At 42.2% G+C, this 26,688-nt stretch carries 27 protein-coding genes; 5 read left to right on the plus strand and 22 right to left on the minus strand.

The genetic code is table 11. The features are described 5' to 3' along the window. Nucleotides 1-44 precede the first annotated feature (44 nt). Nucleotides 45-371, minus strand: a complete 327-nt coding sequence (locus MBUR_RS06205; protein ID WP_048063279.1) for a hypothetical protein — start codon at nt 369-371, stop codon at nt 45-47. 215 nt (nt 372-586) lie between these two features. Continuing rightward, nucleotides 587-745, minus strand: coding sequence for a hypothetical protein (locus MBUR_RS14380; RefSeq protein WP_232221872.1), 159 nt, complete (start codon nt 743-745; stop codon nt 587-589). 215 nt (nt 746-960) lie between these two features. Between MBUR_RS14380 and MBUR_RS14385 the strand changes: the two genes are divergently transcribed. Next, nucleotides 961-1,341 carry a hypothetical protein gene (locus MBUR_RS14385; RefSeq protein WP_232221873.1) on the plus strand — a complete coding sequence of 127 codons (381 nt, stop codon included), beginning with the start codon at nt 961-963 and terminating at the stop codon, nt 1,339-1,341. Between the two features lie 12 nt (nt 1,342-1,353). Here the strand turns inward: MBUR_RS14385 and MBUR_RS06215 are convergent, their stop codons facing one another. Continuing rightward, the gene (locus MBUR_RS06215) at nt 1,354-1,578 is read right to left on the minus strand and encodes a hypothetical protein (RefSeq protein ID WP_048063280.1); all 225 of its coding nucleotides are present in this window, start codon (nt 1,576-1,578) and stop codon (nt 1,354-1,356) included. Nucleotides 1,579-1,942: 364 nt separating this feature from the next. Between MBUR_RS06215 and MBUR_RS06220 the strand changes: the two genes are divergently transcribed. The 3 genes from MBUR_RS06220 (at nt 1,943) to MBUR_RS06230 (ending at nt 3,567) form a co-directional block, all read left to right on the plus strand. After that, nucleotides 1,943-2,365 carry a DUF2178 domain-containing protein gene (locus MBUR_RS06220; protein ID WP_198003709.1) on the plus strand — a complete coding sequence of 141 codons (423 nt, stop codon included), beginning with the start codon at nt 1,943-1,945 and terminating at the stop codon, nt 2,363-2,365. A 78-nt stretch (nt 2,366-2,443) separates the two neighbouring features. Next, complete coding sequence (locus MBUR_RS06225; protein WP_048063565.1) at nt 2,444-2,638, plus strand: helix-turn-helix transcriptional regulator; 195 nt, start codon at nt 2,444-2,446, stop codon at nt 2,636-2,638. 395 nt (nt 2,639-3,033) lie between these two features. Continuing rightward, complete coding sequence (locus tag MBUR_RS06230; protein WP_011499280.1) at nt 3,034-3,567, plus strand: J domain-containing protein; 534 nt, start codon at nt 3,034-3,036, stop codon at nt 3,565-3,567. Nucleotides 3,568-4,096: 529 nt separating this feature from the next. Here MBUR_RS06230 and MBUR_RS06235 read toward each other — a convergent pair. The 9 genes from MBUR_RS06235 to MBUR_RS06280 form a co-directional block, all read right to left on the minus strand. After that, the gene (locus MBUR_RS06235) at nt 4,097-7,336 is read right to left on the minus strand and encodes a type I restriction endonuclease subunit R (protein WP_157196661.1); all 3,240 of its coding nucleotides are present in this window, start codon (nt 7,334-7,336) and stop codon (nt 4,097-4,099) included. Continuing rightward, complete coding sequence (locus tag MBUR_RS06240; protein WP_011499282.1) at nt 7,323-8,351, minus strand: virulence RhuM family protein; 1,029 nt, start codon at nt 8,349-8,351, stop codon at nt 7,323-7,325. The genes MBUR_RS06235 and MBUR_RS06240 overlap by 14 nt, the downstream gene beginning before the upstream one ends. Beyond that, nucleotides 8,338-9,372 carry a virulence RhuM family protein gene (locus MBUR_RS06245; protein ID WP_011499283.1) on the minus strand — a complete coding sequence of 345 codons (1,035 nt, stop codon included), beginning with the start codon at nt 9,370-9,372 and terminating at the stop codon, nt 8,338-8,340. The genes MBUR_RS06240 and MBUR_RS06245 overlap by 14 nt, the downstream gene beginning before the upstream one ends. A gap of 106 nt (nt 9,373-9,478) precedes the next feature. Then, nucleotides 9,479-10,303: a hypothetical protein gene (locus tag MBUR_RS06250; RefSeq protein WP_011499284.1), complete on the minus strand. Its 825-nt coding sequence runs from the start codon at nt 10,301-10,303 to the stop codon at nt 9,479-9,481. A gap of 544 nt (nt 10,304-10,847) precedes the next feature. Beyond that, complete coding sequence (locus MBUR_RS06260) at nt 10,848-11,903, minus strand: restriction endonuclease subunit S (protein WP_011499286.1); 1,056 nt, start codon at nt 11,901-11,903, stop codon at nt 10,848-10,850. Between the two features lie 80 nt (nt 11,904-11,983). Further along, entirely contained in the window at nt 11,984-13,129 is a 1,146-nt protein-coding gene (locus tag MBUR_RS06265; protein WP_011499287.1) for a PDDEXK nuclease domain-containing protein, read from the minus strand. After that, the gene (locus tag MBUR_RS06270; RefSeq protein ID WP_011499288.1) at nt 13,126-13,524 is read right to left on the minus strand and encodes a hypothetical protein; all 399 of its coding nucleotides are present in this window, start codon (nt 13,522-13,524) and stop codon (nt 13,126-13,128) included. The genes MBUR_RS06265 and MBUR_RS06270 overlap by 4 nt, the downstream gene beginning before the upstream one ends. A gap of 208 nt (nt 13,525-13,732) precedes the next feature. Continuing rightward, nucleotides 13,733-14,809, minus strand: coding sequence for a Fic family protein (locus tag MBUR_RS06275; protein WP_011499289.1), 1,077 nt, complete (start codon nt 14,807-14,809; stop codon nt 13,733-13,735). Next, entirely contained in the window at nt 14,799-16,358 is a 1,560-nt protein-coding gene (locus MBUR_RS06280; RefSeq protein ID WP_011499290.1) for a type I restriction-modification system subunit M, read from the minus strand. The genes MBUR_RS06275 and MBUR_RS06280 overlap by 11 nt, the downstream gene beginning before the upstream one ends. Nucleotides 16,359-17,149: 791 nt before the next feature. On the opposite strand from MBUR_RS06280, the gene MBUR_RS06285 reads away from it, so the two are divergent. Further along, nucleotides 17,150-17,509 (plus strand): hypothetical protein, encoded by a 360-nt coding sequence (locus MBUR_RS06285; protein WP_048063282.1) that lies wholly within the window; start codon nt 17,150-17,152, stop codon nt 17,507-17,509. Nucleotides 17,510-17,529: 20 nt separating this feature from the next. Here MBUR_RS06285 and MBUR_RS06290 read toward each other — a convergent pair whose 3' ends face one another. The 10 genes from MBUR_RS06290 to ahbD form a co-directional block, all read right to left on the minus strand. Further along, nucleotides 17,530-18,309 carry a dihydroorotate dehydrogenase electron transfer subunit gene (locus MBUR_RS06290; RefSeq protein ID WP_011499292.1) on the minus strand — a complete coding sequence of 260 codons (780 nt, stop codon included), beginning with the start codon at nt 18,307-18,309 and terminating at the stop codon, nt 17,530-17,532. Further along, a complete protein-coding gene (locus MBUR_RS06295; protein ID WP_011499293.1) occupies nt 18,309-19,211 on the minus strand; it encodes a dihydroorotate dehydrogenase in 903 nt (300 codons plus the stop codon). The genes MBUR_RS06290 and MBUR_RS06295 overlap by 1 nt, the downstream gene beginning before the upstream one ends. Before the next feature lie 23 nt (nt 19,212-19,234). After that, nucleotides 19,235-20,164, minus strand: coding sequence for a hydroxymethylbilane synthase (gene hemC / locus MBUR_RS06300; protein ID WP_011499294.1), 930 nt, complete (start codon nt 20,162-20,164; stop codon nt 19,235-19,237). 13 nt (nt 20,165-20,177) lie between these two features. Then, the gene (gene hemL / locus MBUR_RS06305; protein WP_011499295.1) at nt 20,178-21,446 is read right to left on the minus strand and encodes a glutamate-1-semialdehyde 2,1-aminomutase; all 1,269 of its coding nucleotides are present in this window, start codon (nt 21,444-21,446) and stop codon (nt 20,178-20,180) included. 70 nt (nt 21,447-21,516) lie between these two features. Next, nucleotides 21,517-22,491, minus strand: a complete 975-nt coding sequence (hemB, locus tag MBUR_RS06310) for a porphobilinogen synthase (protein WP_048063283.1) — start codon at nt 22,489-22,491, stop codon at nt 21,517-21,519. A gap of 12 nt (nt 22,492-22,503) precedes the next feature. Beyond that, entirely contained in the window at nt 22,504-23,772 is a 1,269-nt protein-coding gene (hemA, locus tag MBUR_RS06315; RefSeq protein WP_011499297.1) for a glutamyl-tRNA reductase, read from the minus strand. Between the two features lie 93 nt (nt 23,773-23,865). Further along, nucleotides 23,866-24,546: a precorrin-2 dehydrogenase/sirohydrochlorin ferrochelatase family protein gene (locus tag MBUR_RS06320; protein ID WP_011499298.1), complete on the minus strand. Its 681-nt coding sequence runs from the start codon at nt 24,544-24,546 to the stop codon at nt 23,866-23,868. Next, a complete protein-coding gene (gene ahbB / locus MBUR_RS06325) occupies nt 24,547-25,026 on the minus strand; it encodes a siroheme decarboxylase subunit beta (protein WP_011499299.1) in 480 nt (159 codons plus the stop codon). Next, a complete protein-coding gene (gene ahbA / locus MBUR_RS06330) occupies nt 25,016-25,471 on the minus strand; it encodes a siroheme decarboxylase subunit alpha (protein WP_011499300.1) in 456 nt (151 codons plus the stop codon). The genes ahbB and ahbA overlap by 11 nt, the downstream gene beginning before the upstream one ends. 92 nt (nt 25,472-25,563) lie before the next feature. Beyond that, nucleotides 25,564-26,604 (minus strand): heme b synthase, encoded by a 1,041-nt coding sequence (ahbD, locus tag MBUR_RS06335; RefSeq protein WP_011499301.1) that lies wholly within the window; start codon nt 26,602-26,604, stop codon nt 25,564-25,566. Nucleotides 26,605-26,688 lie beyond the last annotated feature (84 nt).

A 26,688-nucleotide genomic window follows, 5' to 3' on the forward strand; every position in this document is an offset into this window, starting at 1 on the left:
CAGGTATAAATATTTCGCATGAACGTTCAATAGCTCTCCAGAGATCATTCCCCGACAAATGGACGGGATACCCTGATAATAATAACTGACACCAGACCCCAGGCAAACGGAAGCCAGAGTGGTATGTTAAAGAAAAAAGGAGCTGCGTATGTCCAGACCCCGAGATAAGTGCCGATGAACTCTGCACTACATCCAATAATGACACCGGATACAAAAACGATATTATCCCCTTTCTCAGACCAGAAATATTCCCGTATGCCATATATCGATAATATCAGAAAGGTTAGTAAAAGGTTGTTTTCCCAGAAAAGTACTGCTACTATCAGTGCAAGTGCAAAGATAAGCAAGTCCCTGAAAATTGCTTTTTTCATGTAGTTCTCCATGCAGCACTAGAAATCATAATTATATAAATAAAATTTGGGGCTTATAGTGGTCAAGGTTATGGAGTTTGGCCATAATCTTGTTGAGAAGAAAACAAACGGTTGATGATATGTCAAGCAGATTTAGCCATCTCCACCGCTTTTTCAAATCATATTGAAATACAACAGCAGAGCAAGTAATAACAATACGACACCTGTAACGAACCTTATCGAAGAACGTCTTTTTTCCGGAATTGCATTGCAGATTCAGGACTCAAACCGAACGCCAGAAATACACCCAACACTAACACCGGAAGCACAACTCCAAAATTGTAGATGAAGATATACACAGCAACCTCCAGCAGATCGGTTCTTGCTATTAACATATCCAGGATAGAAAGATAACAGCACCTACGCAAGGAGCTTTGACAAATGAGAATAAGCCGTCTGCAAAGAACGATAGAACAAGAGCATTCTTCCCGTGTATGTTGTCCATAAAAGATACTATTGAACCTGGTGTTTAAAGGTCAATCTTGAATGGCGCTTGAGGTGATATGGATCATAGATATGCCAGATACCGGGAACTCCTATCAATACCATCATGAATAATTTGATAGATCGCCTTGATCCGGGGAAGATAGTGACAGCTTTCAGGAAACTTATTCCGAATATCATGTCAGTGGTGAATATACCGGCGCAGAAGCCACCGATGACCACCAGCATTTCTTTCTTCCCACCGTTGGAGGATATCGTGACCGAAGCCAGAAATGTCATCACTGCGAGAAGGCAGGAATTGAAGCCGGTGAGCAGACCTGTGATCAGTACAATTAGAGGAGATAGTTCAAAGGGAGTGACGTTTTCGCCATATTCTTCAACTCAGGGGAGAGTACCATTGACCGAAATTACCGGTGCATTCTCAATAGCTTCTATCAGCATTTTTCTAGTAATACAGCATCCCCATAGTAATCGGAATAGGCGATAACCGTACTCTTGTTTATGACAATAGCAGGAACAGTGTAGACCCATATCCTTTCATGATGTTATAGGAGGTAGCTATGTTGTGATTTATGTAATTGATACTGTCATAACTGCCGATAACGGAATCTATGACAGGGGATGTTTGCTGGCATTTCAAACAGCCGTCCTCGTAAAAATATTCTACCAGAACTTCGTCTGACAGGGCTGTTGAAGCAAGGCTCATGCTTGAGATCGCAAGCATAAGGAGGAGTAAGATCACTACAGATTTAGTGGCATACTATCGTAGCACATATCTGTTAATCATATTTTCTCTCTGAAACCTTGAAATTTGATATTTCCAGCAATTCGCCTGTATCTGCTGAGACATAGCCTTCTACAACATACAGATCGCTTATCTCTTCTGGCAAGCACAACTGCGTTCCATGATCTCAACTCCCATGATCAGTGTCAATGAACTCTGCGACTTTTGTGGGTTTCTTATTTTAGGACAACACAACAAAAAATGCAAATATAATCGAGAGGACAAAATTCACATATTTGCACATGTGTTATATTTCTAACAAATTCGGAAGTTTTAAATAGTTTAGATGTTAGATATATGTAACATGTGCCCAGAGGCACTTAAACAGGGGAGAATAATAATGGAAAGATCTAACAGGATATATTTGATATTGAATATGATTTTTGGAATTGCTGCCATTGCCCTATATTCTTATGGCGATATAATTGGGGGAAATATGATGGCTAGTGTTGTAATTGGATTATCTATAAGTTACATTATACGAAAAGCAATGTTAAAAGATGAAGTTAAAAAAGACGAAATGGTCAAGAGAATTTCCGGGATGTCTTCGGATATTACACTATATATTTCAATAATCTCAATTGGATTATTGACAGTAGTATTGCATTTTTTTCCAACACTTTTTGATGTGTTCGAAATATTAGCGATTTTACTGGCTGTCATGTTATTATCAAAGATCGCACTTCAAATGTATTATACGAAAATGAAAGATGAAATTGGTTTCTAACTGAAATGGAGATATAGGTTATCGGATTGTACGCATTCCTGATCCTTAAATGGCACTATAATAAGACGGGTGAGTAAACTGAGAACTAAAATTAAAGAATTAAGAGCAAAGTATGACCTGACTCAAAAGGATCTTGCAGAAAAAATAGGGGTGAGAAGGGAAACCATTGTCTTTTTGGAAAAGGGAAAATATAATCCTTCATTAAAACTTGCATATGATATAGCACAAGTGTTCGAATCAAAAATAGAAGAGATATTTTTGTTCGATGATTAAGTTTTGGTGAAGGGCTGTGAATATGTGATCTCTTGCTCTTAAGATTAAAAATTAAGCAGTATCCTTTGGATTGTTAAAGGATAAGCTTATTCATTCTCAAAGACCACGGCAGCGGCAATTAGAGTCTCTTTTTTTCTTTAGCTTCAACTAAAATATATGAAACATTTTTGTTTCTAAATAATGCAGTGATTCTGGTGGCAACCTTTCACAAAATCCTAAGTAAAAATAATGCTGAATTAGCAAGCATTTGCTACCGTATTAAAGTATGATCGCAATGCCAATGTTCTTCTGCAATTAAAACATGGATGAGAAAAAATTGTTCCAGAAAATGCATATAATTATATAAAGGTGCATAGTACTAACGAAGTCTTCAAAAACGAAAATGAGTGAATCAAATGATAAAAATAAAAGGACATGAAATTGATCCAGTAATTGTTAAGAACGCCGGCAATCGCAGAGCCATGCAATTCAAGAATAATATTATTACGGCGTTAAGAAGGATCGGAATTAATGAAAATGACATTGAGGTCCCTCTTGAGCGTTTAGCAATGAAAAAAACTCATGCTTCTGCAACCTGGTACCAGGATGGACATAGGATGCATTACACCCACGGTCTACAAAATAAATATGTAGAAAACCTTCATATCCTATCCAAGGTAATTGAGATCGAAGCAAATAGGGTCATTTCCGGGGAAAAACCATTGTCCGATTTTATTTTAGAGTTCAAGGAAGATAAAGACATTCATGACAAGCGCAAAGAGGCACGAGAGTTTTTCGACTGTGCCCATGATGAGAACGATTTTGAGGCCATAAATAAGAAATACAAGGAAATGGCAAAAGAACTGCATCCAGATAAGCCAACCGGTGATACTGAAAAGTTCAAACAGTTAAATGTTGCACATAAGATACTGAAGAGAGAATTGACATAAACTCACTTCAAATCTCAAGGCATTAAAAATCATTTCAATTTTTCATTGTTTAATTATGCGGTATAAATTAGGGTAGGACCTAATATTCCATTCCGTCTATTTATTCAGACAACGAGGAGGCATATGCTCCCCCATTTCTAATTATTTTGATTATGGTGGTTAGCGTTAGTCTTCTGAATATTCTTACAAATAGTATTGATCAGCTTGTTGATGAGACACTTCAACAAAGTAGCCTATAGCTAATAATATCTCTATGTATATCACACTACAGGATGTATCCTACCTTTTTGTGATATACCGCCTTTTTATGTCATCGAGGACATCCCTTGGGATCATCACAATCCTTGTTGGCGGAATGTATCCTGTATTGGAAGCTTTGCAGATGAAATTTTTGGATGTGCTGAGGTATGAGTGAGTAAGGGGGGTGTCAAAGTATGCCATCACGAACTCCGTGTTAGAATATTGGCGTATCCCAATGCGGGTACATGAGAATTATTCCTCATTACTAAAGTACCCGTCATTTGATCGATCAAACACCCTTTGTTATTTCATCGGTGATCAATTCCGCCTGCTTAAGCACTGTTTCTGTAGCGAGTGCTTGTAGATCCGGCGGATAGCCATATTGTCTTAATGTCCGTTTTACAATTACTTTTAATTTGGCCCTGACGCTTTCTTTAATCGTCCAGTCTATAGACGCGTTTTGTTTGATTTTATCAAATAAAACAACCGCTAGTTCCCGTAACTTCTCTTTTTGCATCAATTCTCTTGCACTGTCATTATCTGCGATTGCTGTGTAAAACGCATATTCAAATTCAGACAAACCCATCTCTAAAGGTTCTTTGTCCATCCGTTTTATCTCTTTACTGAGTTCAATCAATTCTTCAATGACTTCAGCCGCAGTTATAACTTTGTTATGATATTTCTTGATGGAATCTTCCAGCATTTCCATTAATGATTTGCTTTGAACGAGGTTCTTCTTTACCCGGGCTTTTATTTCATCGTTGAGCAACTTTTTTAGAACTTCCAGAGCTATATTTTTGTGTTCCATGTTCTGGACTTCTAAAAGAAAATCTTCTGATAATATGGAAATGTCCGGTTTTTTAATTCCTGCGGCATCAAACACGTCTATCACTTGTTCAGTAACAAGGGCCTGATCGATAACCTGTCTGATTGCAGTTTCAATCTCCTCGTCTGTTTTACCTGTTCCAGTGCTGTCAAATTTAACAAGTCTGGCTTTTATCGCTTGATAAAACGAGATTTCATCCTTCACATCCATTGCCTCCTCGTGTGGAATGGCTATGGAAAATGCTCTTGATAATGCAGTTACTTCATCGATGTACCTTTTTTTACCGTTTTCGAGACCCAGAATATGTTCTTCTGCTGCAAGTATTATTGACAACTTCGTAGAAGTATCCGCTGCAAAGTAATGTTCGTAGGAAAATCCATGAAACATCTGGGATACGATCTCCAGTTTCTCCAGCATCAATTGAACTGCACTCTCCTGAAGGACAGCAGGATCGCCTTTCCCGCCGCTGTCAGAATAGAAAGACAAGGCTTCTTTCAGGTCAGAAGCTATTCCCAGATAATCAACAACCAGACTACCTGGTTTGTCTTTATAGACTCTGTTCACCCGCGCAATTGCCTGCATAAGGGTATGCCCTTTCATTGGCTTGTCAATGTACATCGTATGCAGACATGGAACATCAAAACCCGTTAGCCACATGTCCCGAACGATGACCAGTTTCAATTCGTCTTCCGGGTCTTTCATCCGTTCTGCTAAAGCTCTTCTCTGCTCTTTTGTCGTATGATGTTTTGATATTTTGGGCCCGTCAGAAGATGCAGAGGTCATCACAATCTTGATTTCGCCTTTTTTAAAGTCATCGTTGTGCCATTGCGGCTTGATCTTGATAATTTCATCGTACAGGTCAGCGGCTATCCTTCGTGACATTGCAACGATCATTCCCTTGCCTTCGAACACTTCCTTTCTTTGCTCGAAATGAGTTACAATATCCTGTGCGATCTGCCTTATTCGGCCTTCACTGCCGATCAAGGCTTCCAGTTGTGTCCATTTAGCTTTGGCTTTCTGGGTTTCTGCAAGATTTTCTTTTTCCAGTTCTTCATCCAGTTCTGAGACCAGTTTTTTACCTTCCTTGCTGAGAATGATTTTTGCCAACCTGCTTTCGTAATAGATTTTTACCGTGGCGCCGTCCTCAACAGCCTGGGATATATCATAAATGTCAACATAATTGCCAAAAACAGCAGGCGTGTTCACGTCTGTTTTTTCTATTGGCGTACCGGTGAAACCCAGGTAAGTTGCGTTGGGCAGGGCGTCGCGTGTGTATTTCGCAAAACCGTAAACGATCTTTTGACCGATTACGTTTCCCTGTTCATCCTTGATATCAATGGTTTTTGCCTTGAAGCCGTATTGTGTCCGGTGGGCTTCGTCAGCTATCACAATGATATTTCTCCTGTCCGATAGTTTCGGGTAAACGTTCCCTTCTTCGGGCTGGAATTTCTGGATGGTGGTAAATACCACGCCACCCGATGCAACGTTTAGCAGTTCTTTCAAATGCCCCCTGTTTTCTGCCTGCACAGGTTCCTGCCTGAGAAGTTGCTTTGAAGCGGCAAAGGTATCAAAAAGCTGGTCGTCCAGGTCGTTTCTGTCAGTGATCACAACTACGGTGGGGTTATCCATTGCCAGGACGATCTTACCGGTGTAGAAAACCATGGAAAGGGATTTACCACTTCCCTGTGTATGCCAGACCACGCCGCCTTTTCTGTCTCCAATGGGTTGTTCTGTCACCCCGGGCAAGCCATAACTTTCGGGACTCTCATGATGTAGACCGAAAATTTGCCAGTCTTTCGCCGCAGCATAACCCGATGCCCTGAGTGTCGATTCTACCGCCCGGTTAACGGCATAGTACTGATGATAGGTAGCGAGTTTCTTTACAGTCTGAATAGTTATAATGCCGGTTGTCCTGTCTTCCTTTTTCGATTTTTCAAATACAATGAAATGCCGGACAAGATCCAAGAGAGTTGTTTTATTCAGCATCCCGTTAATGAGTGTTTCCAACTGACCAATTAAAGGCGAGGCTTCAACCGTGCCGTCTGAGCTTTTCCATGCCATAAAACGGCTGAAACCAGCGGAAAGAGAACCTGATTTTGCCTCCAGACCATCGGAGATGACCATGAAACCATTATAGGCAAACAAAGATGAAATTGCCTGTTTGTAGGTCTGCAACTGTCTGAATGCAGATCTTACGGTTGCGTTCTCGTCAGCAGGGTTTTTCAGCTCGATAACCACCAGGGGCAGACCGTTAACAAAAAGGATGATATCAGGCCGTTTGTTCACATTATTTTCAATGACAGTGAATTGATTGGTGACAAGAAATTCGTTGTTTTCAGGATCGTTAAAATCTACGAGCCAGACCAGATCGCCCCTGTCGGCTCCGTCTTTCTGATAACTTACCTTTATGCCCTCGGTAAGCATCCTGTGAAATGCCTCGTTGTTGGCGATAAGTTCAGGCGAATTAAGGCGCTGTATCTGCCTGATGGCGTCCTCCCGCGCATCTGCCGGAATAGTGGGATTGATCCTGCCAATGGATTTTCGCAGGCGCTCTGATAATAGTACATCTTCAAACCGTTCCCGTTCCGGAGTGTCGCTATCCGGGGTAATGTCCGGGGCATAGATATACTGGTAGCCCTGATGTTCGAGGAGTTCGATGGCGAATTCCTCAATGGCGGATTCGGTCATTTTATTTGTAGTCACCCTTAGCCTCCATAATGCGCCGTACCTCTTTGTCAAAATCAGAAATATAATTTTTATCCTGAATTTTCTTGAATACTTCATATTCTTTGCTGACCAGAGCCAGAGCAACTTCATGACTGATCTGCCCGGCATTGGTAAGTATTTCGTATTCACTGAACTTCAGGAAGGCATTCAGTTTTCCAATCCAGTCTTTCATGTACATTGGCTTATTACGAATCGCCTGTAATTCCGCATGATCAAGGTACATGGTGACTATGCGATTCAAATGATCAAGTTCTGTTTTATCCAGATAGTTTTTTGCTATGGCAACATCACCTGGCATGATTTTACCGTCAGGTCCCTTTCGCCATGATGTCAATCCCATATTTTGCTTATCACTTCTGGCTCGCGTGTTTATAATTTCCGCGGCGGTCTGTCCGGTAATGGCAAAGTGGAGTTTGTTCTGTACCACTGCAAAGAATTTTTGTGTGTCCTGTGCTTTTGGGGAATAGTCAATGGAAGTGGCATAAATATCGGTAATTTTCTGATACAACATCCGCTCACTGGAACGGATATCCCGAATTTCTTCGAGTAAGTCATCAAAATAGCGTGTGCTGAAACGGGAACCATACTTGAAACGGTCGCTGTCTATTGCAAAGCCTTTGTGGATATATTGCTGAAGAATTGAAATTGCCCATTGCCTGAACTGTATGCCGCGTTCTGAGTTAACCCTATAACCCACCGCTATAATGGCTTCAAGCGAATAGCACTTTACGGTACGTGTAACTTCGCGATCACCTTCAATTTGAACTACCGAGAGATCCTCGGCAGTTGCCGATTCATCAAGTTCCTTCTCTTTGTAGATATTTTTAAGGTGCAAAGAGATATTATCCGCGCTGCATCCGAATAGCTCTGCTATTCGTTTTTGTGGCAGCCAGATGTTTTCATCGGCATAGAGTACTTCAATATTGATTTTCCCATCCGATGTTTGATAGACTGTAATTTGGTTGTCGGGTATTTTTTTATTTGTAGTCATGTTTACCCTCCTTAATGCGCCGTACCTCTTTGTCAAAATCAGAAATATAATTTTTATCCTGGGTTACACGATATTCTTCGTATTCCTGCTCAGCTTTCAGCTTTGCTTCCAGTCCACTGACTTTACCTTTGTCATTTAGTATCGGGTAGCTGGATAATTCCAGAAAGCTATGGAGAAATTTACTCCAGTCCTGCATTTTCATAAGGATATGGCGTTGTGCCCGGTTTTCCGCCAGATCGAGATATGCGGAGATAATCTGGTTCAGTTCCCTGATATGGGCTTCTCCCAGGTAATTCTTAGCAATTGAAACATCGGATTTCATTATTTTCCCGTCAGGTGCTTGTTTCCAGTTTGTCAAACCCATGTGGATCTTTGTTGCATCTGCGGAATCATAAATAATCTCTGCCGCCGTTTTCCCGGTGATTGCCCAGTGGAGTTTGTTCTGAACCGAAGCAAAGAACTCCTTTGTTACCGGTGCGTTTTTATCATAATCTGCGGAAAGGGCGTAGATGTCAGTGATCTTCTGGTAAAAACGCCGCTCGCTTGCACGGATTTCCCTGATCCGCTCAAGCAGTTCCTCGAAATAATCTTTGCCAAAAACCTGATTGCCCTGTTTCAGTCGCTCATCATCCAAAACAAAACCCTTGATGATGTATTCTTTCAGTATTTTGGTTGCCCAGATGCGAAATTGGGTTGCCTGATAGGAGTTTACGCGGTAGCCAACTGAAATGACGGCATCGAGGTTGTAGTATTCTAAATCTCTTTCTACTTGCCTCGATCCTTCCGCTTGAACTGTTCGGAAATTCCGAACAGTTGAATCCATCTGCAATTCCTCTTCTGCATATATTTTTTTAATATGCTCGCTAATTGTCGCTTTTGACTTTCCAAACAGCTTACCGATTGCTTTCTGTGTCAGCCAGATGTTTTCATCCTTCAATACAACTTCTACCTTTACGTTCCCGTCATTTGAAGTGTAGAGAATAAAATCGGATTGGTTTTCGGAAAGGTGGTTGTTATTCATGACCGGTTAGCTCCGCATAGTTTGATGGGGAAAGTGTGGATGTATTGGTAGCCTGATTTTTGTGGAGTTCGATGGCGAACTTTTTTATTTGGTTTTCGGTAATAGATTAGTCATTGGGTAGTTTCAATATAGAGTTTGCCAGCCTTTTTTCATTGCCTAGCGGGGTTGTGTAATATCTCTGCTCAATACCGTACAATATTTTTTTAAGATGGTCCTCTGTGCTAACAAAAAAAGTGTCACCATCAACCGGAACATCTTCGCAATAGGATCGTATATATTGAAAAATTTGCTGTTTGTCATCTTGTGTGAATTGGTTTATTGTATCGATTACCATTGCTATTCGTTTTCGATTGGCTGTTTTCACATTGTTGCTAGTAAATGTTTCCTCAAGAGAAATGAAGCCATGCTCCAGAAAAGCATCAACTTCGGCTTGAGTGGCTTCTCGGTAGAGCACCTCAATACCTTTGAACATTGACTTAACTGTGGCAATATTCCTAAAATAAAGACTGTCGCCGTTTATGTCGTAAACAGCATCAACAAAACTATTGAGAATTATAATAGGCTTATCGATTTCAAGTTTTGGTGCGCCTGAAATGTAAAACCATTTTTTATTTAATAAACGAGTTGGAGACATCTTCTGAAAAAGATAGAAATCACCTTGTTTACTACATAAGTAATTGATTTTAGAATACTGTTGTTCAGTTATTTGATTATAATCTGTGCTATTGAAGGTTTTTCCTATCAAGATATTCTCATAACCACGACTTAAAAACTTGTCTAATTTATACCATTCGCCATCTTCCAACTTATACGATGGCGAATATGCTTGGCTATCGGAGAAGTCAGGCATATCAAATACACCTCTTTTATCGGACATGACTTTGAAGAAACCTGCATTCCGATCTTTTGTTTTTGCTAGTAAATGATTCATGGTACCTGCCTTTCCATATCCATAAATGTATAATTATTGATGCGTCTTAGATTATTAAATACCACATTATTAGGCTCTTTAAGTTGCCTTCGTGTTATTAATAAAACTTTGATATTCTTATTATTTACGATGTAATAAAAGTTGAATCCAAACAAGAAAAATATCGGATTAAAATAAGAAATTCGAGAATAGAAAATAAAAACGCAGATTATCGTGAAAACATAAAAAAACACCTCAATGTTTGGTACGCTTAACGCAACAAAAAAATAACCTAAATAACTTGGTAAAAATGCGTCATTGGCAGGTTCAATAACAGATATTGAACCTTCGTCTATCTCGTCTGTGTCTAACGTGTTAGTAAGCTGCATACTTAGCCACGTGAAAATTAAAATTACTAAAAAATATAAAATATAAGTGATGATATTTGGCAAGTTTGAGATGTAAGGATGTAAAGAGTTTATGACAATCTCTTCTTTAACAAGAAACACCATCAATGAAAGTAATAGTGAGTTTAATGTCAAAACAAATTTGAAAATATGTTCCATCACCATTCCACCACCCCATATTCAACTCTGGCTTCTCCACTCATTAATTTAGACAACAGTGTATCCCGCAGTTTTTCGAGGGTGCGGATTTGTTTATTGTTCTTATCAATTTTATTAAACCAGGTATCTGCTTGATAAACAAACGGTTCAATTCGATGTTCCGGTGGTAGGATAATCTGTATAGATTTAAGTAAATTTTGTGTTAACAGTGGATGGCTTGATCCTTCTGCGATTTCATTTAGTTGCAAGCTTTTCAACAGGAAGAACAAAAAGCTTGAATGTTCTTTGTTGATTGGTTTTGCAACCAAAGCATTATCAGATATCCATACTGGATTGCGCTCTATGTATAAACTTCCGCAATACGCCCCGACTCTTCCAATGATAACTGTAACACCTTCATTGTTTGATTTGTCAGAATATCCTAAAATGCCGTTTCCACCATAAATAGGAATATTTCCTTCGATGATGTCATCAGGTCTTTTTTTGCCATTATGAAAAGAAGCAACATCGCCCAGTGTGCCTTCCTCCCACCCCTCATCCGCCTCCTCCTCAAACCACTGCCTGAACAGCGTTTCTGCCATGGCTTCGAGGGTCTTGTTCTGACGGTGGAGCAGGTCTATCTTGTCGTCGAGGCTGGAAAGGACTGAGGCGATAGCGCGCTGTTCGGGGAGAGGGGGAAGGAGGATGTCCTGTGAGTAAGCAGTATTGCGATTTAATCTAGGAACTGCACTATCCTCATTAAGTTCTTCAAGCCCAATTGTTTTTAATAAATAATAAATAAAATTTAAATAATATTTCGTTTCTTCAGGTAAAATATAATAAGCGGTATCAATGCAAAAAAAAGGGGTTTTTGAATAATATATTTTACCAACAGTTCCCTTTCGCCCAATAATTAATCCTTCAGAATTTACTAATGTTTCATTATGATAACCTGTTAAGCCAGCAGAACTATAAACAGGGATTTTACCTTCAACTCTTTTTCGTTCCGGTAAGCTTTTCCCATAATTCAAAACCAACACATCCCCCAATTTACATTTCTTCCACTTACCTGTCACTCACATCCCCTCCAGCCTTATGAGCATCTCAATCGTCCCGATATCCATTTTTGAGAACGCGACCACTCCTTTTTGACCCGTCACGATTCCTCCAATCCACTCAATTCCGCCTCAATCTCTTCAATGCTTGGCAGAGAAGATTTGAACTCATCCGGCAGGTTTTTGGTGATTATGTATTCACTCACCCCGATCGGTTTATGAACATCCTTCAGGGAATATTCCACCACCGTATCATTTTTTGATTTACAAATGAGAATGCCGATAGTAGTGTCATCCTGTTCTGATTTTAAAATTTCATCCACGGCTGATATATAAAAATTAAGTTTACCGGCAAATTCCGGTTTAAATTTGACCGCCTTTAGTTCCACCACCACATAACAATGCAGTTTGACATGGTAAAACAGCAGATCAATAAAAAACTCATCCCCGGAAACTTCGAGCTTGTATTGTTTTCCCAGGTAAGAAAAACCAGCTCCCAATTCTAATAGAAAATGGGTTACATGGTTTATCAGAGCATCTTCCAGCTCTTTTTCATTGTGCTTTTCTGTTAATGTCAGAAAATCAAAATTGTAGGGGTCTTTCAAGGTTTCTATTGCTAAGTCTGACTGAGGTTCGGGTAATGTTGCCTTAAAATTGGTTATAGCTTTACCTTCACGCTTGAACAGATTACTTTCAATATGATGGGTCAGAACAGATCTTGACCAGTTGTTTTGAATGGTTTTTTGGATATAGAATAAAGCTTCATTCAAGTTTTTGCACTTGGAGATAATGACAATATTGTGCCCCCATGGAACCTGTGTTAATTGGGCAACAGCTTGTTGCTCAAATGACTTTTCTGACTGCAAAAGAGATTTTGATGAATTTTGGCCAACAGCCTGTTGGCTTTTTTCAAATTCTCGGGAATAAAACAAATACCACTGTTTGATATACTTTAGATTACTTAACGAAAATCCTTTCGTATCAGGGAACTCTGACGATAAATCTATACTAAGCTGCTTTAGAAAACCAGCGCCCCATTTAGTATTCTTTTGTTTATTTACAATATCCTGCCCCAACTCCCAATAAAACTGCAATAACTCGGAATTAACTTTAACTGCCGCTTTTATCTGAACCAATCTAACTTTATTCTTCAGCTCATTTAACCAGACAGAATAATCCTTATCTTTGATTAAGGAGGGATTCATACCAGTTTCAGCTTCTTCAAGTTTTCTTAAATCATTCGTCACTTCATCCCCTCCAGCCTCGTAAGCATCTCAACCGCTCCGATATCCATCTTCGAGAACGCAAACCATTTCTTTCCGAGGTCCTTCAGGGAAGCACCGAAATGATAGACTGTGGTATTGTCAATGATTATAAATCGGTCATGGGAGTTCCTGAATTGCTTAATCTCTATGGCGTTCAATATCTTGTCCATCTTTGTATCGGTTTCCAGTTGTTCTATTTCAAGAGCCTCAAGCCGTTGAAAGACCTGTGCGTTTGAGGCGATAAAGCGACGCATGGCGACAAAGGCGTTGATTATCTGAATGCTCATCTTTACAGCGGTTTCGTTTCGAAAACCAGCTGACAGCATTGCAACTCCCTGTTCCGTGAATACACAGGGTTTCGTTCGTCTTCCACTCATACCCGCTTCACCTTTTGGCCTATTGATCGTTTGCACAAATATGCCGATATATTGTGCACTTCCGATTCAACTTGCACAACGCCTGTGCATTCTAAACACCAATGTGCACAAAATTTCCATCATTTCGTGCACTCCTCTGCATGTATGCATAGAGCATGTGCATTCTCCCTGATAAACGCTCATCTTCTCTTTTACTCTGTGCATTTTGTCACTTCTTTAATATGTCATACAGCCCCTTATTTTTGAAGATAAACTCGTTCCCCACCTTCTCTTTTTCAAGTATATCGATTTCTACCAGTCGATTCAGATATTTGCTTGCGGTGTTTCTCGATGCTATTCCCTTTTCTACAAGGAAGGCATATTTGCAATAGACCTGCGTGAACAAGGTCTCAAGCAATTCGAAGCTGTAAATATCCGGCACTTCACCCTGCATCTTCTCTTTCGTATCGTTGAACAATTCGATTATGGTCAATACCTTGTCAAGGGTATATTTTGAAGTTTCTTCTATGGCTTTAAGCATAAAGAGTATCCACTCTTCCCAGCTGTTGTTTTCGGTTACACCCATTAATAGCCTGTAATAATCGTTCTTGTTTTCATTGATGTATTTCGAGAGGTACAGGATAGGATCATCCAGCAGATCGTATGCAGAGAGTAGCAATACATTGATTACCCTGCCCGCTCTCCCGTTGCCGTCTTTAAACGGATGGATTACTTCAAACTGGTAGTGCAGGATTGCCATTTTGATAAGCGGGTCTATCTCATCGGATTTAGAGTTGGCAACCGAGATCCAATTATTCAACTTATCTAAAATCACATCCCTGCAACATGGAGGCGTGTAAATTCTTCTATAATCATTTCCGATATAAACGGGAAAATCACGAATGCCATCATTTTCCTCCTTTATATTTCTATAAATAAGCTCTATGAGTTCAACTGAAAACGTATTTCCGGATTTTATAACTCCAAATCCATCTACCAATGCCTTCCCGTATCTCAACACCTCTTTTGTATGTGGATCTGCCGTTGAATCGAGGGTGAAGGCTTTGAACAATTTATCATTGGTTGTGAAAACATTCTCAATGGATGAACTGTCCTTCGCCTCCTGTAAACTCAAAGTATTAATGAATATGTCCGGGTTCGGGATCGCTGAGAGTCTCCCCTTCAATTCCGCCATTGCCCTATTTGCTTTATTGGCCTGCTCATAAATACTTAACAGACGCCAATACCTCTCATCAGGTAATATATCTGGTAATTCATTATATGGATTGTCCGGGTTAAATTTCATTATCCCCCTCCATTTTAATCTTTGACAAATTCTCCAGAATCTGACTGTTCAGCTGTTCTTCCTCTTTCAACTGCCCCTCAAACTCCGCTTTCAGCCCGGTAAACCGCTCATTAAAATCGAAATCATCTTCCTCCACAGGCAACCCCACATATCGCCCTGGTGTCACCACATAATCAAGTTCATGCACCCTCTCAATTGAGGTGGAATTGCAGAATCCCTTCACATCTTCATAATTGCCGTCTGGGTTGCGCCAGTTGTGGTAGGTATCTGCAACCTTTTGTATATCTTCCGGCGAGAATTCACGGGTCCGGCGGTTTATCAGGTGCCCCATGTTCCGCGCGTCGATGAACAGAATCTCATCTGTTCTGTTCCTGTATTTGCCATTGGCTTTGTTTCTGCTGAGAAACCAGAGGCTGGCCGGGATCTGAGTATTCAGGAACAGTTTTGGCGGAAGGTTTACGATACAGTCCACCATTCGAGATTCCACAAGTTCTTTTCTGATATCACCCTCACCGGACGATTTAGAGGTCAAAGATCCTTTGGCCAGAACAAAACCTGCCTGACCATTTGGACTTAAATGATAGAGAAAGTGCTGAATCCAGGCATAGTTGGCGTTTCCGGCAGGCGGAACACCATATTTCCACCTGCCATCCTTGCGCAGCAGATCGCCACTCCAGTCGCTGTCGTTGAACGGAGGATTGGCTATGACATAATCCGCTTTCAAATCTTTATGGCTATCGTTCAGGAAGGAGCCTTCATTATTCCATTTAACCTGTGAACTATCAATACCACGAATGGCGAGGTTCATTTTTGCCAGCCGCCAGGTGGTCTGGTTGCTCTCCTGTCCGTAAATCGATATGTCGTTTACTTTGCCTCGATGGTCGGCAACAAACTTCTCTGACTGCACAAACATACCACCAGAACCACAGCAGGGGTCAAAGACCCGGCCATTGTAGGGTTCCAGCATCTCTACCAACAATTCAACTACGCTTCTTGGTGTGTAGAACTGTCCTCCCCTTTTGCCTTCTGCCAGAGCAAATTCACCAAGGAAATACTCGAAAACATGACCGAGAATATCAGCACTTCTGGCTTTGGCATCACCAAGAGCAATGTTACTTACCAGATCGATCAAACCGCCAAGACTTGTGGGGTCGAGATTGCCTCGTGCAAAGACTTTTGGCAAAACTCCCTTGAGCAAGGGATTCTCTCTTTCTATTGCGTCCATAGCCCTATCAACATCTTTACCGATTTCTGGCTGTTTGGCTTTTGATTGCAGATATGACCAGCGGGCAATCGCAGGAACAAAAAAGACATTTTCAGCTTTGTACTCGTCCCTGTCTTCAGGATCAGCACCGGTATAATCTCCATCTCCTTTTTGCAGTTTTTGATATAATTCCTCAAAGGAATCAGAGATATATTTTAGGAAAATCAAGCCCAAGACTATATGTTTGTACTCAGCAGCATCAATGTTTTTTCTGAGTTTATCCGCCGCTTTCCACAATTGCTTTTCAATAGTTTCATCTTGAGTTTTATTGTTATTCTTTGCCATTATACCAATCTTTCCTGATAATCGTATTAACGCTCATTCAGAGGCGATATACTTTCTAATAGACACTTTTATGTCATATTCCATAGGCGATGTCGATTAACATAGTTTTTATGTGTAAAATCGTTTCAATATCGTCAGTTGCACAACTCATTGATATTCGAACTTATGTTCGTCGATGCCATTTTGTTTGAACAGTCATAATTATTACTTATTTTCATTTTCATGATCAAATCAGTGGGTTCTGCATACAACCAAAACTTTTATTGCTTGTATAAATATATATTTCTGCCGTTTTACTACTCTTATGCCCCAATAGATCATGTATATATCTTAAATACACCCCGTTTCTAACAAATGTGTGACAAATGTGTGACAAAACTGTGTCTGAAACTGTGAATGCTTTTGTTACTCCATCACTTCTTACATCATTATTAAATATTTTTCATTTTTGGTGGCACATCACGAATATTGATTTTATCTATTAATGTTAGAGAAAAACACGCTTTAAGGTAGTGTCACCATTTTGCTGTAACTTTGACCTGTACATCTCTAAGCTTAGCCTTTCATAGTTAAATATCTATTTTCTGTGACCCAATTTTTATTATAGTCAATCAACACTGCAACCACTAATCTCACCAAAGGTTCATCATTTGGAAACGCTCCAACCACCACCAAAATTCCTTCCCAAAGAAAAACATATATATTCTGTGCAAAAGAATGTTAAATAGTACAATTGTCTCTGCAGATATTTCAAATCGTACCTTAAAATGCTAAAAATGGTAGTGGTAACCATGATAAAAATTGATGGTATGGAAAGCTCTAGTGAAGCAAAGACCTATGCAATGACATACTTGCACAACTGCAGGATCTCAAATGAATACAGGAAGCAATTGGTCAATTGGGTAGGCACGTATCTTGATGAGAGTATGCTTGAGAACATTATTGCTTACAAGAATTCAGAACATTGGGAGCAGCCGTTCGAATCGATAAAGGACGAGGCTGAAAATGATCTGGAAATTGCATCTCTTTATGCATCCGTAAGTGAACACTTCAACATCGACATGATGGTATTTGAAGGTAATTTGCTGTCCATTTTCAACATATTGCTTTCCAGAATGAAACATCTTGATAAAAAAGTAATAGCTCACTAAAAAAAAACGAATGAGGTCTTTTAGACCCGTACTCTCTGACTGCTGGAATTCCTTTTGTGGTCGCCCAGTTCAGAATCAATAAGTAAGGAACCGTTTAGTACCGGACCATCCTTGCATACTCTCAGACCATCGGGGTCCATACAGCAGGCACCACAAACTCCAATAGCACATTTGAAATACCTGTGCATACTGAACTCTGAGCGGTCAAGTGCATCCTTTTCCTGTAACGCTTTCATTACATTGGCCATCATTATCTCAGGACCACAAACACATATCCTGTCATAGACAGAAACATCCATGTCCGCAAGTACTGTCGTAACAAAACCACAAGTCCCGGCAGAACCGTCATCTGTGGTTATATGAAGTTCACCAGCTGAAGAGAAGCGATCCTCGAAAACCAGTTCGTAACATTCCCTTGAACCCAGGATAGTAGTTACCTTTGCACCACATTCTGCTGCATAGTCAGCAAGGGGTCCCAGAGGGGCAGCTCCAACACCGCCTGCGATTATCAGTATGTGCTCATCTTTTTTGGGCAAAGTGAAACCTTTACCGAACGGTCCTCGCAGGCCCACAGAATCGCCCACCTTCATATCGAAAAGCTTGGAAGTAGCATCTCCTACATTCTGCACAGTGATCCCATTCAGGTATGAAGAGCCCATTGGAACTTCATCCACACCACGTACCCAGACCATGACGAACTGGCCGGGAAGGGCATCATCAAAGGAAATATCGAAACGGAACGTCCTGATGGTAGGGGATTCCTCGACTATCTCAACTATCTTTGCGTTTACTGGTTTCATTAGATCACCTCATGAGAAAGACCAATAATATCCCCGACATCCGAGTATCCTTTGTCCTGAAGGAAAAGCTCTATTCCGGATGCAATATCTGAAAAGATATCCACACTTTCATGGACCGCTGAGCCTATTTGAACTGCACTTGCTCCTGCCATCATCATTTCCACTGCATCTTCCCATGTGGAAACACCGCCAACTCCTATAACAGGAATGTCGAGGGCTTCATAAAGGTCATAGACACATTTTATTGCAACCGGTTTTACAGCCGGGCCGGAAAGCCCTCCAAAGCGGTTGCCCAGTATAGGATAACCCGAATTGATATCGATGGCCATACCACGAAGAGTATTGATAGCCACCACCGCATCCGCACCACCATTTTGTGCTGCTTTCCCTATGGCTTTGATATCGGTCACGTTGGGAGTAAGTTTTACCCACACCGGCACGTCCACAGCATCACAAACAGCGGCTGTAATTGATTCCACCATACAGGTATCGGTTCCTATGGTGGCACCATAACCTTCCGCATGAGGACAGCTCACATTAAGCTCGAAAGCAGCCGGTTCGGAATCTGCAAGGCCTTCTGCTACTTTCACAAAATCCTCGGCATTGCCACCGAAGATGCTTGCTATCACCGGCACATCAGTGCCGGATCGAACTGTCTTTATCTCATTATCAAATTCAGTATAGGAAGGATTTGGAAGACCCATAGCATTCAAGAAACCGCATTCAAGTTTTATCATGCTGGGATTCGGATGACCTGCCTTGGGTTCCGGTCCAATTGATTTGGTCACAACCCCGCCTGCACCACATTCTGCAATGCGGAGAAGGGATGCACCGGTAGTTCCCATTATACCGGATGCGAGCATGGTCGGATTCTTGAAATCTATACCTGTAATAGTTACCATAAGCTTCTACTTCCCATCATCAATTATTCATCATCGCAGCCGGACATCTCGCAGACCGCTTCCTGCACAAGCTCTTTACCGCCCATCTCCACAAGCATCCTGCCGATACTCAGAGCATGTTCGCGATAGTTCTTAACAGGAATATCATCCTCGATGCGTATCTCACGTGTACCATCCACTGCGAGCACTTCCACAAGCACATGGATCTCATCGCCGTCCTCGTTCATCTGTGCAAAGGAACCAATAGGAACGATACAACCGCCTTCAACATCCGTAATAAGAAGACGTTCCACTTCTGTTTCCATCCTTGAGCGTTCATGGTTCAGAACAGAACATGCCCTCTCCGCTTCATCGTCCGCCCTTGTGACAACCACAATGGTACCCTGATTCGCAGATGGACAGAATGCTTCTGCAGGAAGGCGTTGTACATCCATATCCCAACCCATACGCTGAAGTCCTGCTTCAGCGAGCAGGATGCCGTCGTACTGACCTGCTTTAAGCTTCTGTATGCGTGTATTGATGTTACCCCGAAGGTCCTCTACGTTGAGATCAGGGCGATACCTGAGAAGTTGTGCCCTTCTGCGCATAGATGTGGTTCCGATGATAGCACCATCTGGAAGTTCATCCAGAGTAGAACCGTCTGCTGTTAAAAGCACATCATATGGAGAATCACGTTTAAGCACCGCAGCAATAGCAAGTTCAGGCGGTCTTACGGTCGGAAGGTCTTTCATGGAGTGAACCGCGATATCCACTTCTCCTTCGATCATCCTGTCATCGAGCTCACGTACGAAAACACCTACTCCGGCAACTTCATGGAGCGGCCGGTCCGTGAACACATCGCCGGATGTCTTGATAACATTCCTTGTAAGTTCATGGCCTTTCTCTTCAAGCATTTTTGTAACAAGGTCAGCCTGAGCGATGGCCAGAGCACTTCCGCGGGTTCCGAGTATCATCTTAAGCATCTCCTTACTTCAAGTTAACTGCATAAGCTTCGAGTGTTGTCTCAAGATCAGCTTCTGTATGTGCAGTTGACAAAAAGTTTGTCTCGAACTGGGATGGTGGAAGGAAGACATTGCTGTCAAGCATGTCGTGGAAGAACTGAAGGTAACCTTCCTTATCGCATTTCAGTACATCCTGATAGTTCAGAGGTTTGTCACCGAAGAACACCTTGAACATGGATGCAATGCCACCAACATGGAAATCAAGTCTTTTGTCAGCGATTATGTCATTAAGACCGGCACGAAGCATATTCCCAGTAGCTTCGAGCTTCTCATGGACCTTCTCCTTTTCCAGCACATCCACCGCTGCAATACCTGCTGCAACGGATGCCGGACTACCACTGAACGTACCTGCCTGATAAACTGAACCTGAAGGAGAGATCATCTCGAGGATCTCACGTTTACCACCAAAAACACCGATAGGCAAGCCGCCTCCGACTATCTTTCCAAGAGTGGTCATATCAGGTGTAACACCGAAATATTCCTGTGCTCCGCCCATTGCAAGCCTGAAACCGGTGATGACCTCATCGAATATAAGAACAACATCGTTCTCTTCCGTTACCTTCCTCACTTCCTTGAGATAATCACCCTCTGGAAGTATAGGACCAATGTTACCCAGAACAGGCTCCATGATAACAGCAGCCATATCATCCTGATTCGATTCGATGACCTCTGTCATTGCCTCGATATCATTGTAAGCCACTTGGAGGGTGTTCTTTGTGAAATCTTCCGGTATGCCAAGGGAATCCGGTTTGCCGTGTGTCGTTGCACCTGAACCTGCCTTGACCAGGACAGCGTCATGAGCTCCATGGAAACCACCCTCGATCTTAACGAACTTGTTCTTACAGGTAAACCCGCGGGCAGCCCTGAGAGCGCTCATTGTAGCTTCGGTACCTGTGGAAACAAATCTGAGCATATCAATGCTTGGATAAAGGGAAGCTATCTTTTCACCAAGGGTCACTTCAAGACCTGTTGGTGTTCCGTAAAGCCAGCCTTTATCAAGCTGGTCGATAATGGCCTGTTTGATGACAGGATTTGCATGTCCCAGAATATTAGGGCCGTATGCCAGACAATAATCAATGTACTCGTTCCCGTCAACATCCTTTATGCGGCAACCGTTTGCAGATTCCGTATAGAACGGATATGGTTTGATAGCACGAACCGGACTGCTGACCCCACCTGGAAGGATCTTTCTTGCTTTGTCGAATAGGTCTTTGGACTTGTCTAAAGTAACCATGATAACACCATTTGATATTTAATTGTAAATTTTGTATTTCTTAGAAATATATCGTTGTTGCCCTCAAAGCTCATTTAAGCATACGAGCGAGATCTTTTGCGAAATACGTCAGTATCATATCAGCACCTGCACGCTTGATGGAAAGGAGGGATTCATACATGACCAACTTCTCGTCAAGCCAGCCTTTTTCAGCTGCCGCCTTTAGCATGGAATATTCCCCACTGACATTGTACGCAGCAGTAGGCATCTTGAACTCATTCTTAATGCGATAGATTATATCAAGATAAGGAAGAGCAGGCTTCACCATTATTATATCTGCACCTTCCAGAATATCCAGTTCCGCTTCACGGATAGCCTCATTTGAATTTGCAGGGTCCATCTGATACGTTGAACGGTCACCGAACTGGAAACCGGAATCAGCAGCCTCTCTGAATGGACCGTAAAATGCCGAAGTGTATTTTGCAGCATAGGACATGATAGGAGTGTTCTCAAAATGGTTTTCATCGAGAGAATTACGGATAGCACCTATCATACCATCCATCATGCCTGACGGTGCAACTATGTCCGCTCCGGCTTCAACATGACTTGTGGCGATCTTGCCGAGAATATCAAGAGTAGGGTCATTCAGTACGTCCTCAGTGTCCATATCGACAATACCACAGTGACCGTGATCGGTATATTCACACATACAGACATCGGTGATGACCACCATATCTTTACCAAGGTCTTCCTTGATGCTTCGGACCGCCTGTTGTACGATGTCATCCTCGCCATGAGAACAGGTCCCGACAGCATCTTTGTGCTTAGGAATACCAAACAGTACCAATGCAGGAATACCTAGATCCGCTGCTTCCTTTGCATCATCTACCACTTTGTCCAGTGGCAAGCGCTGTATTCCGGGCATAGAGGATATATCCACGGAAGAATCAGTGGTCTCATCTACGAACATCGGATATATCAGGTCATCTACGCCAAGTGAGGTCTCCCGCACCAGATCGCGTATCTTACCACTTCTTAACCTTCGCATTCTAACCTGTGGGAACATTAGTATCAACTCTTATTTTGTAATTCCATCGTTCTTCTTAATCGGTCGTATATCAAACAAACGAGATACGGAATCAAGGAACTTATCGTCATCATATTCCGCTGCGTTGCGTAATTTCTTGGTGGGTTCTGCAAGGATCTTATTAGTGATCGCATGCGTGAGATCTTCAAGCACCTTGCGTTCAATTTCCCCAATAGTATGGTAGGCACTCAGTTTATTGATGGCATGCTCCATTTCGTTATGCCTGAGGCCATGTGATTGGCTATAAAGATTCGATATGATAGCATCAGCCTTTTGACGTTTGTACTGAGCTTTCACCATATCCAGTTCATCATCAATGATGATCTCGGCCTTCTTGGCCTCCACCATCCTCATCTGAAGGTTCTTTTCATTAATAACACGTAAACCATCGATATTACGGAGAATCACATGTGGAATTTCTTCGACCGCAGGATCGATATCTCTCGGGCTTGCAATATCTATTAGAAGGAGTTCGTTCTCGCGGCCTTCCATAACTTTAGCCACAAGATCACCTTTCAATACATAATGAGGAGCAGAAGTAGCACTGATAACCACATCGGCAGCACGGACATATTTTTCCAGCTGGTCGAACATGACGGCTTCCCCGCCAAGTTCTTCAGCCAGGTCCCTTGCCTTCTCGTAAGTACGATTTGCAAGATAGATAACATGCATATCCCGGTGTGAAAGTGCTCTCGTGACCAATGTGCCCATTTCACCGGTGCCGATCACAAGAATGTGCTTGTCATTCAGACCGTCAAGGATATCCTCTGCAAGATCGACCGCGGCCGAAGCAATGGAAACTGCACCCCTGTTGATGAAGGTCTCTGTACGGACCCTCTTGCCCACCTGGATCGCCTTGCTGAATGCGGTACTAAGCACTTTACCAACAGTTCCTGCCCCTTTGGCCATCAGGAAAAAGTCCTTGATCTGACCGAGGATCTGGTCTTCCCCGATTATCATCGATTCGAGACCGCATGCAAGCCTGAGCAGATGTCTTAACGATTCATCATGGTCATAGAACTCCACGATCTTTGCGGAAACGCCCATCTCTTTTGCATAGTGGAAAAGTACACTGCTACCTTTTGAAGATACCACATATATCTCTACACGATTACAGGTCTTGAGGACTGCACACTCATAAACAAGCTCATTTGAGTAAAGCTGGCTCAGGACAAGGTCGATGTCGCCGTGCCAGGAGTCTTCCATTTCCTCAACAGTAGCCTTTGCGTGCGTGATTACCATACTGGATATTTCTGTCACTCCAAGCCTCCACGGACGGCGTGTGATAAGTGTAACATGTCCTCATGAATACGAGCATTGAACTTAAACCTAATGTAATATTTCATGATAACATCAACCTTTCTTGTCCAGGTGCTCCTGAACTATATTGTATGCTACATTATACCCTTTTTCATACGAAACTTCCAGGGCATCCCATATAGCCTTGTCCTCAAGTATCTTCCAGAGAAGGGCTTTACGCTCTTTCTGCAAGTCCACTTTACTTTTGAGCAAGGTTCGCATCTCATCCTGCAAGCGTATCATCTCCCCATATTGAGGAGTGATTATAGCTTCCAGTTTCCTGCGAGTATATTTTGAGACCGCAGGACTTGAACCAAAGGTAGATATGCCTATGGAAAGTCCATTCCGTTGTATAACAGAAGGAATTACGACCTCCCCTGCCATATCAATGCGGTTTACAAGGATCCCACACCCTTGTGCAAGCTCCCTTATCCTGTCATTCAATGAAGGAACGTTCGTTGCAGGAATTACAAGAAAAGCATCTTCCATCAGGTCAAGTATAGATTCATCGGAAACAGAGGAAAGGTCTGATTTTATCAATTCAACTTTTGAAGAGGAAGCAAGCTCTTCAAGCTCAGGAGATAGATCAATGCTTATTACAACAGTTTCTGCGTATTCTGCAAAGAGGGAGGCTTTTCGAAATCCCACAGAACCTCCACCGAAAACCACCACTTTTCGACCTTCCATATCAATGAAAAGAGGCAGATATTTCCGACCAAGGGCCCTCCCTGTCATTTACAGCCTCACGCCAGTCTTTTTAAATTCACGTACACTGTACAGAAGATTGTAATCAGAGATCCCCGTTGCAATGGATATCTCTTTAGCAACATGCTCACAATCTTCACGAGTATATGAATGCACCATTGTGAAGAGGTTGTAAGGCCAATCCGGATATCGAGGTCTTTCGTAGCAATGTGTCACTTCAGAAAAACCTGCCATGACCGCACCTACCTCTTCGACAAGCTCATCTGGAACGTTCCAGGTGCACATTGCATTTGCGGTTATGCCAATCGCACGATGTCCGATAGATGCACCGAACCTTCGAATAAAACCATTCACCTGAAGATGCTTGATCCTATCGACCACATCCTCTTCGGTCATGCCAAGTTCCTTTGCCACATCAGCAAAAGGAGAATGAGTAAACGGGATCCCATCCTGGGTCAATTTGAGAAGACGTGTATCAAGCTCATCCATTTGAATATTATTATCTGACATCGAATTTCACCCCGATCTTAAAGAGGCGTTTTGTCGGAAGATCGATCAGTGGACAACCGGTCTCATCCTTGAGGTCGTATATTATCTGCTCCAGACGTTCCCGGTTCGCAGCGGAAACTGTGAACCAGATGTTATAATCCGCCTGACGCAAATAGTTGTGAGAAACTTCCTGATGACTATTGATCAATTCTGCGACCTCATCGATGCGGGATTCCGGCACCTCCATTGCAACAAGTGTACTGATGCCACCAACCCTTTTCGTGTTGATGACCGGACCTATACGCCTTATTGCGCCTTTCCTGCTAAGTCGTTCCATGCGTACCAGCAAGTCCTCTTCAGAAATACCAAGCTGCTGGCTTAATTTCTCAAATGGGTGAGGATCAAGAGGAAAATCCAGCTGTATCAGGTTCAGGATCGACTTATCGACCTCATCAAGTTGTATCATGTAAATTAACACCATTTTTATTTGCAATCGATCTGGATGCTAGGCAGAGTTCATGCTATCATTAGATTATTAATATTTCCCATAACCAGAGTTCATCTGGGATTATATATACAGTATGGCTCTTCCGCCATGTAGTCACCAGTGGCTGCATAAGCACGGGCACGACAGCCGCCACATACATTTTTGTAGCTACATCTTCCGCATTTACCACCGAGCTTATCATAATCGCGAAGATCGTTGAAAAGTACTGAATCTTCCCAGATCTCCTTGAAGCTCTTTTCCTTTATATTGCCTGCGATAACTGGAAGATATCCACAGGGCTGGACATCCCCTGTACTGGAAACAAAGCAAAAGCTTATGCCTCCGAGACAGCCACGAGTCATTGCTTCATAACCATGTGTCTTAACAGTGACCTCAGTGCCTTCTCTTTTCGCACGCTGTCGCATTATTCTGAAATAGTGAGGAGCGCATGTGGCCTTCAACTGGATCTTGACGTGCTTCTGCTGATCATAGAACCAGTTCAGCACGCGTTCATATTCAGCAGGAGGGATCTCTTCGTTCTCGAGTTCCTTACCTCTGCCTGTTGGCACAAGAAGGAAGATATGATGGGCTTCCGCTCCAATATTGGTTGCAATTTCAAGAATGGCAGGGATCTCATCGATGTTCCTTTTTGTTATGGTCGTATTTATCTGGAAACCAAGGCCGCCTGCTTTCAGGTACTCGATACCACGCATCGAGCTCTCGAATGCACCGGGAACTCCGCGGAAGTCGTCATGTGTCTGTGCAGTTGAACCATCGATGCTTATACTGACACGCTGCACTCCTGCATCTTTCAGTTTTTTCACAACACCGTCATTGAGAAGGGTGCCGTTGGTCGCAAGAGCCACACGCAGACCTTTGTCAGTAGCGTATCTTGCGATCTCATAGACATCCTTGCGAACAAGAGGTTCGCCTCCTGTCAGAATGAGAATGGGATCCCCCATCTCTACGATCTCATCGACAAAATGTTTTGCTTCAGACGTGGAAAGTTCACCCTCAGGTATCTCCGATGTAGATGAACCTCTGCAATGAACACATGCAAGATTACATCCCCATGTCAATTCCCATGCTATAAGTCGTGGAGGTTTTACCATGTATGATCATACTCCTATTTACTTAATATAATGTAAGCTATTATCAAAGGCAATTCTTTCAATTTGCTTAAATAGTATGGAACT

This window comes from Methanococcoides burtonii DSM 6242 (genome assembly GCF_000013725.1).
GTDB classification, from domain to species: Archaea; Halobacteriota; Methanosarcinia; order Methanosarcinales; family Methanosarcinaceae; genus Methanococcoides; species Methanococcoides burtonii.

What these genes read in the sequence shown, in the direction of transcription:
- MBUR_RS06205 (WP_048063279.1), bottom strand. Translation starts at nt 371, where the DNA reads ATGAAAAAAGCAATTTTCAGGGACTTGCTTATCTTTGCACTTGCACTG.
- MBUR_RS14380 (WP_232221872.1), bottom strand. Translation starts at nt 745, where the DNA reads ATGTTAATAGCAAGAACCGATCTGCTGGAGGTTGCTGTGTATATCTTC.
- MBUR_RS14385 (WP_232221873.1), top strand. Translation starts at nt 961, where the DNA reads ATGAATAATTTGATAGATCGCCTTGATCCGGGGAAGATAGTGACAGCT.
- MBUR_RS06215 (WP_048063280.1), bottom strand. Translation starts at nt 1,578, where the DNA reads ATGCTTGCGATCTCAAGCATGAGCCTTGCTTCAACAGCCCTGTCAGAC.
- MBUR_RS06220 (WP_198003709.1), top strand. Translation starts at nt 1,943, where the DNA reads ATGTGCCCAGAGGCACTTAAACAGGGGAGAATAATAATGGAAAGATCT.
- MBUR_RS06230 (WP_011499280.1), top strand. Translation starts at nt 3,034, where the DNA reads ATGATAAAAATAAAAGGACATGAAATTGATCCAGTAATTGTTAAGAAC.
- MBUR_RS06240 (WP_011499282.1), bottom strand. Translation starts at nt 8,351, where the DNA reads ATGACTACAAATAAAAAAATACCCGACAACCAAATTACAGTCTATCAA.
- MBUR_RS06245 (WP_011499283.1), bottom strand. Translation starts at nt 9,372, where the DNA reads ATGAATAACAACCACCTTTCCGAAAACCAATCCGATTTTATTCTCTAC.
- MBUR_RS06250 (WP_011499284.1), bottom strand. Translation starts at nt 10,303, where the DNA reads ATGAATCATTTACTAGCAAAAACAAAAGATCGGAATGCAGGTTTCTTC.
- MBUR_RS06270 (WP_011499288.1), bottom strand. Translation starts at nt 13,524, where the DNA reads ATGAGTGGAAGACGAACGAAACCCTGTGTATTCACGGAACAGGGAGTT.
- MBUR_RS06275 (WP_011499289.1), bottom strand. Translation starts at nt 14,809, where the DNA reads ATGAAATTTAACCCGGACAATCCATATAATGAATTACCAGATATATTA.
- MBUR_RS06280 (WP_011499290.1), bottom strand. Translation starts at nt 16,358, where the DNA reads ATGGCAAAGAATAACAATAAAACTCAAGATGAAACTATTGAAAAGCAA.
- MBUR_RS06285 (WP_048063282.1), top strand. Translation starts at nt 17,150, where the DNA reads ATGATAAAAATTGATGGTATGGAAAGCTCTAGTGAAGCAAAGACCTAT.
- MBUR_RS06290 (WP_011499292.1), bottom strand. Translation starts at nt 18,309, where the DNA reads ATGAAACCAGTAAACGCAAAGATAGTTGAGATAGTCGAGGAATCCCCT.
- MBUR_RS06295 (WP_011499293.1), bottom strand. Translation starts at nt 19,211, where the DNA reads ATGGTAACTATTACAGGTATAGATTTCAAGAATCCGACCATGCTCGCA.
- hemC (WP_011499294.1), bottom strand. Translation starts at nt 20,164, where the DNA reads ATGATACTCGGAACCCGCGGAAGTGCTCTGGCCATCGCTCAGGCTGAC.
- hemL (WP_011499295.1), bottom strand. Translation starts at nt 21,446, where the DNA reads ATGGTTACTTTAGACAAGTCCAAAGACCTATTCGACAAAGCAAGAAAG.
- hemB (WP_048063283.1), bottom strand. Translation starts at nt 22,491, where the DNA reads ATGTTCCCACAGGTTAGAATGCGAAGGTTAAGAAGTGGTAAGATACGC.
- MBUR_RS06320 (WP_011499298.1), bottom strand. Translation starts at nt 24,546, where the DNA reads ATGACAGGGAGGGCCCTTGGTCGGAAATATCTGCCTCTTTTCATTGAT.
- ahbB (WP_011499299.1), bottom strand. Translation starts at nt 25,026, where the DNA reads ATGTCAGATAATAATATTCAAATGGATGAGCTTGATACACGTCTTCTC.
- ahbA (WP_011499300.1), bottom strand. Translation starts at nt 25,471, where the DNA reads ATGATACAACTTGATGAGGTCGATAAGTCGATCCTGAACCTGATACAG.
- ahbD (WP_011499301.1), bottom strand. Translation starts at nt 26,604, where the DNA reads ATGGTAAAACCTCCACGACTTATAGCATGGGAATTGACATGGGGATGT.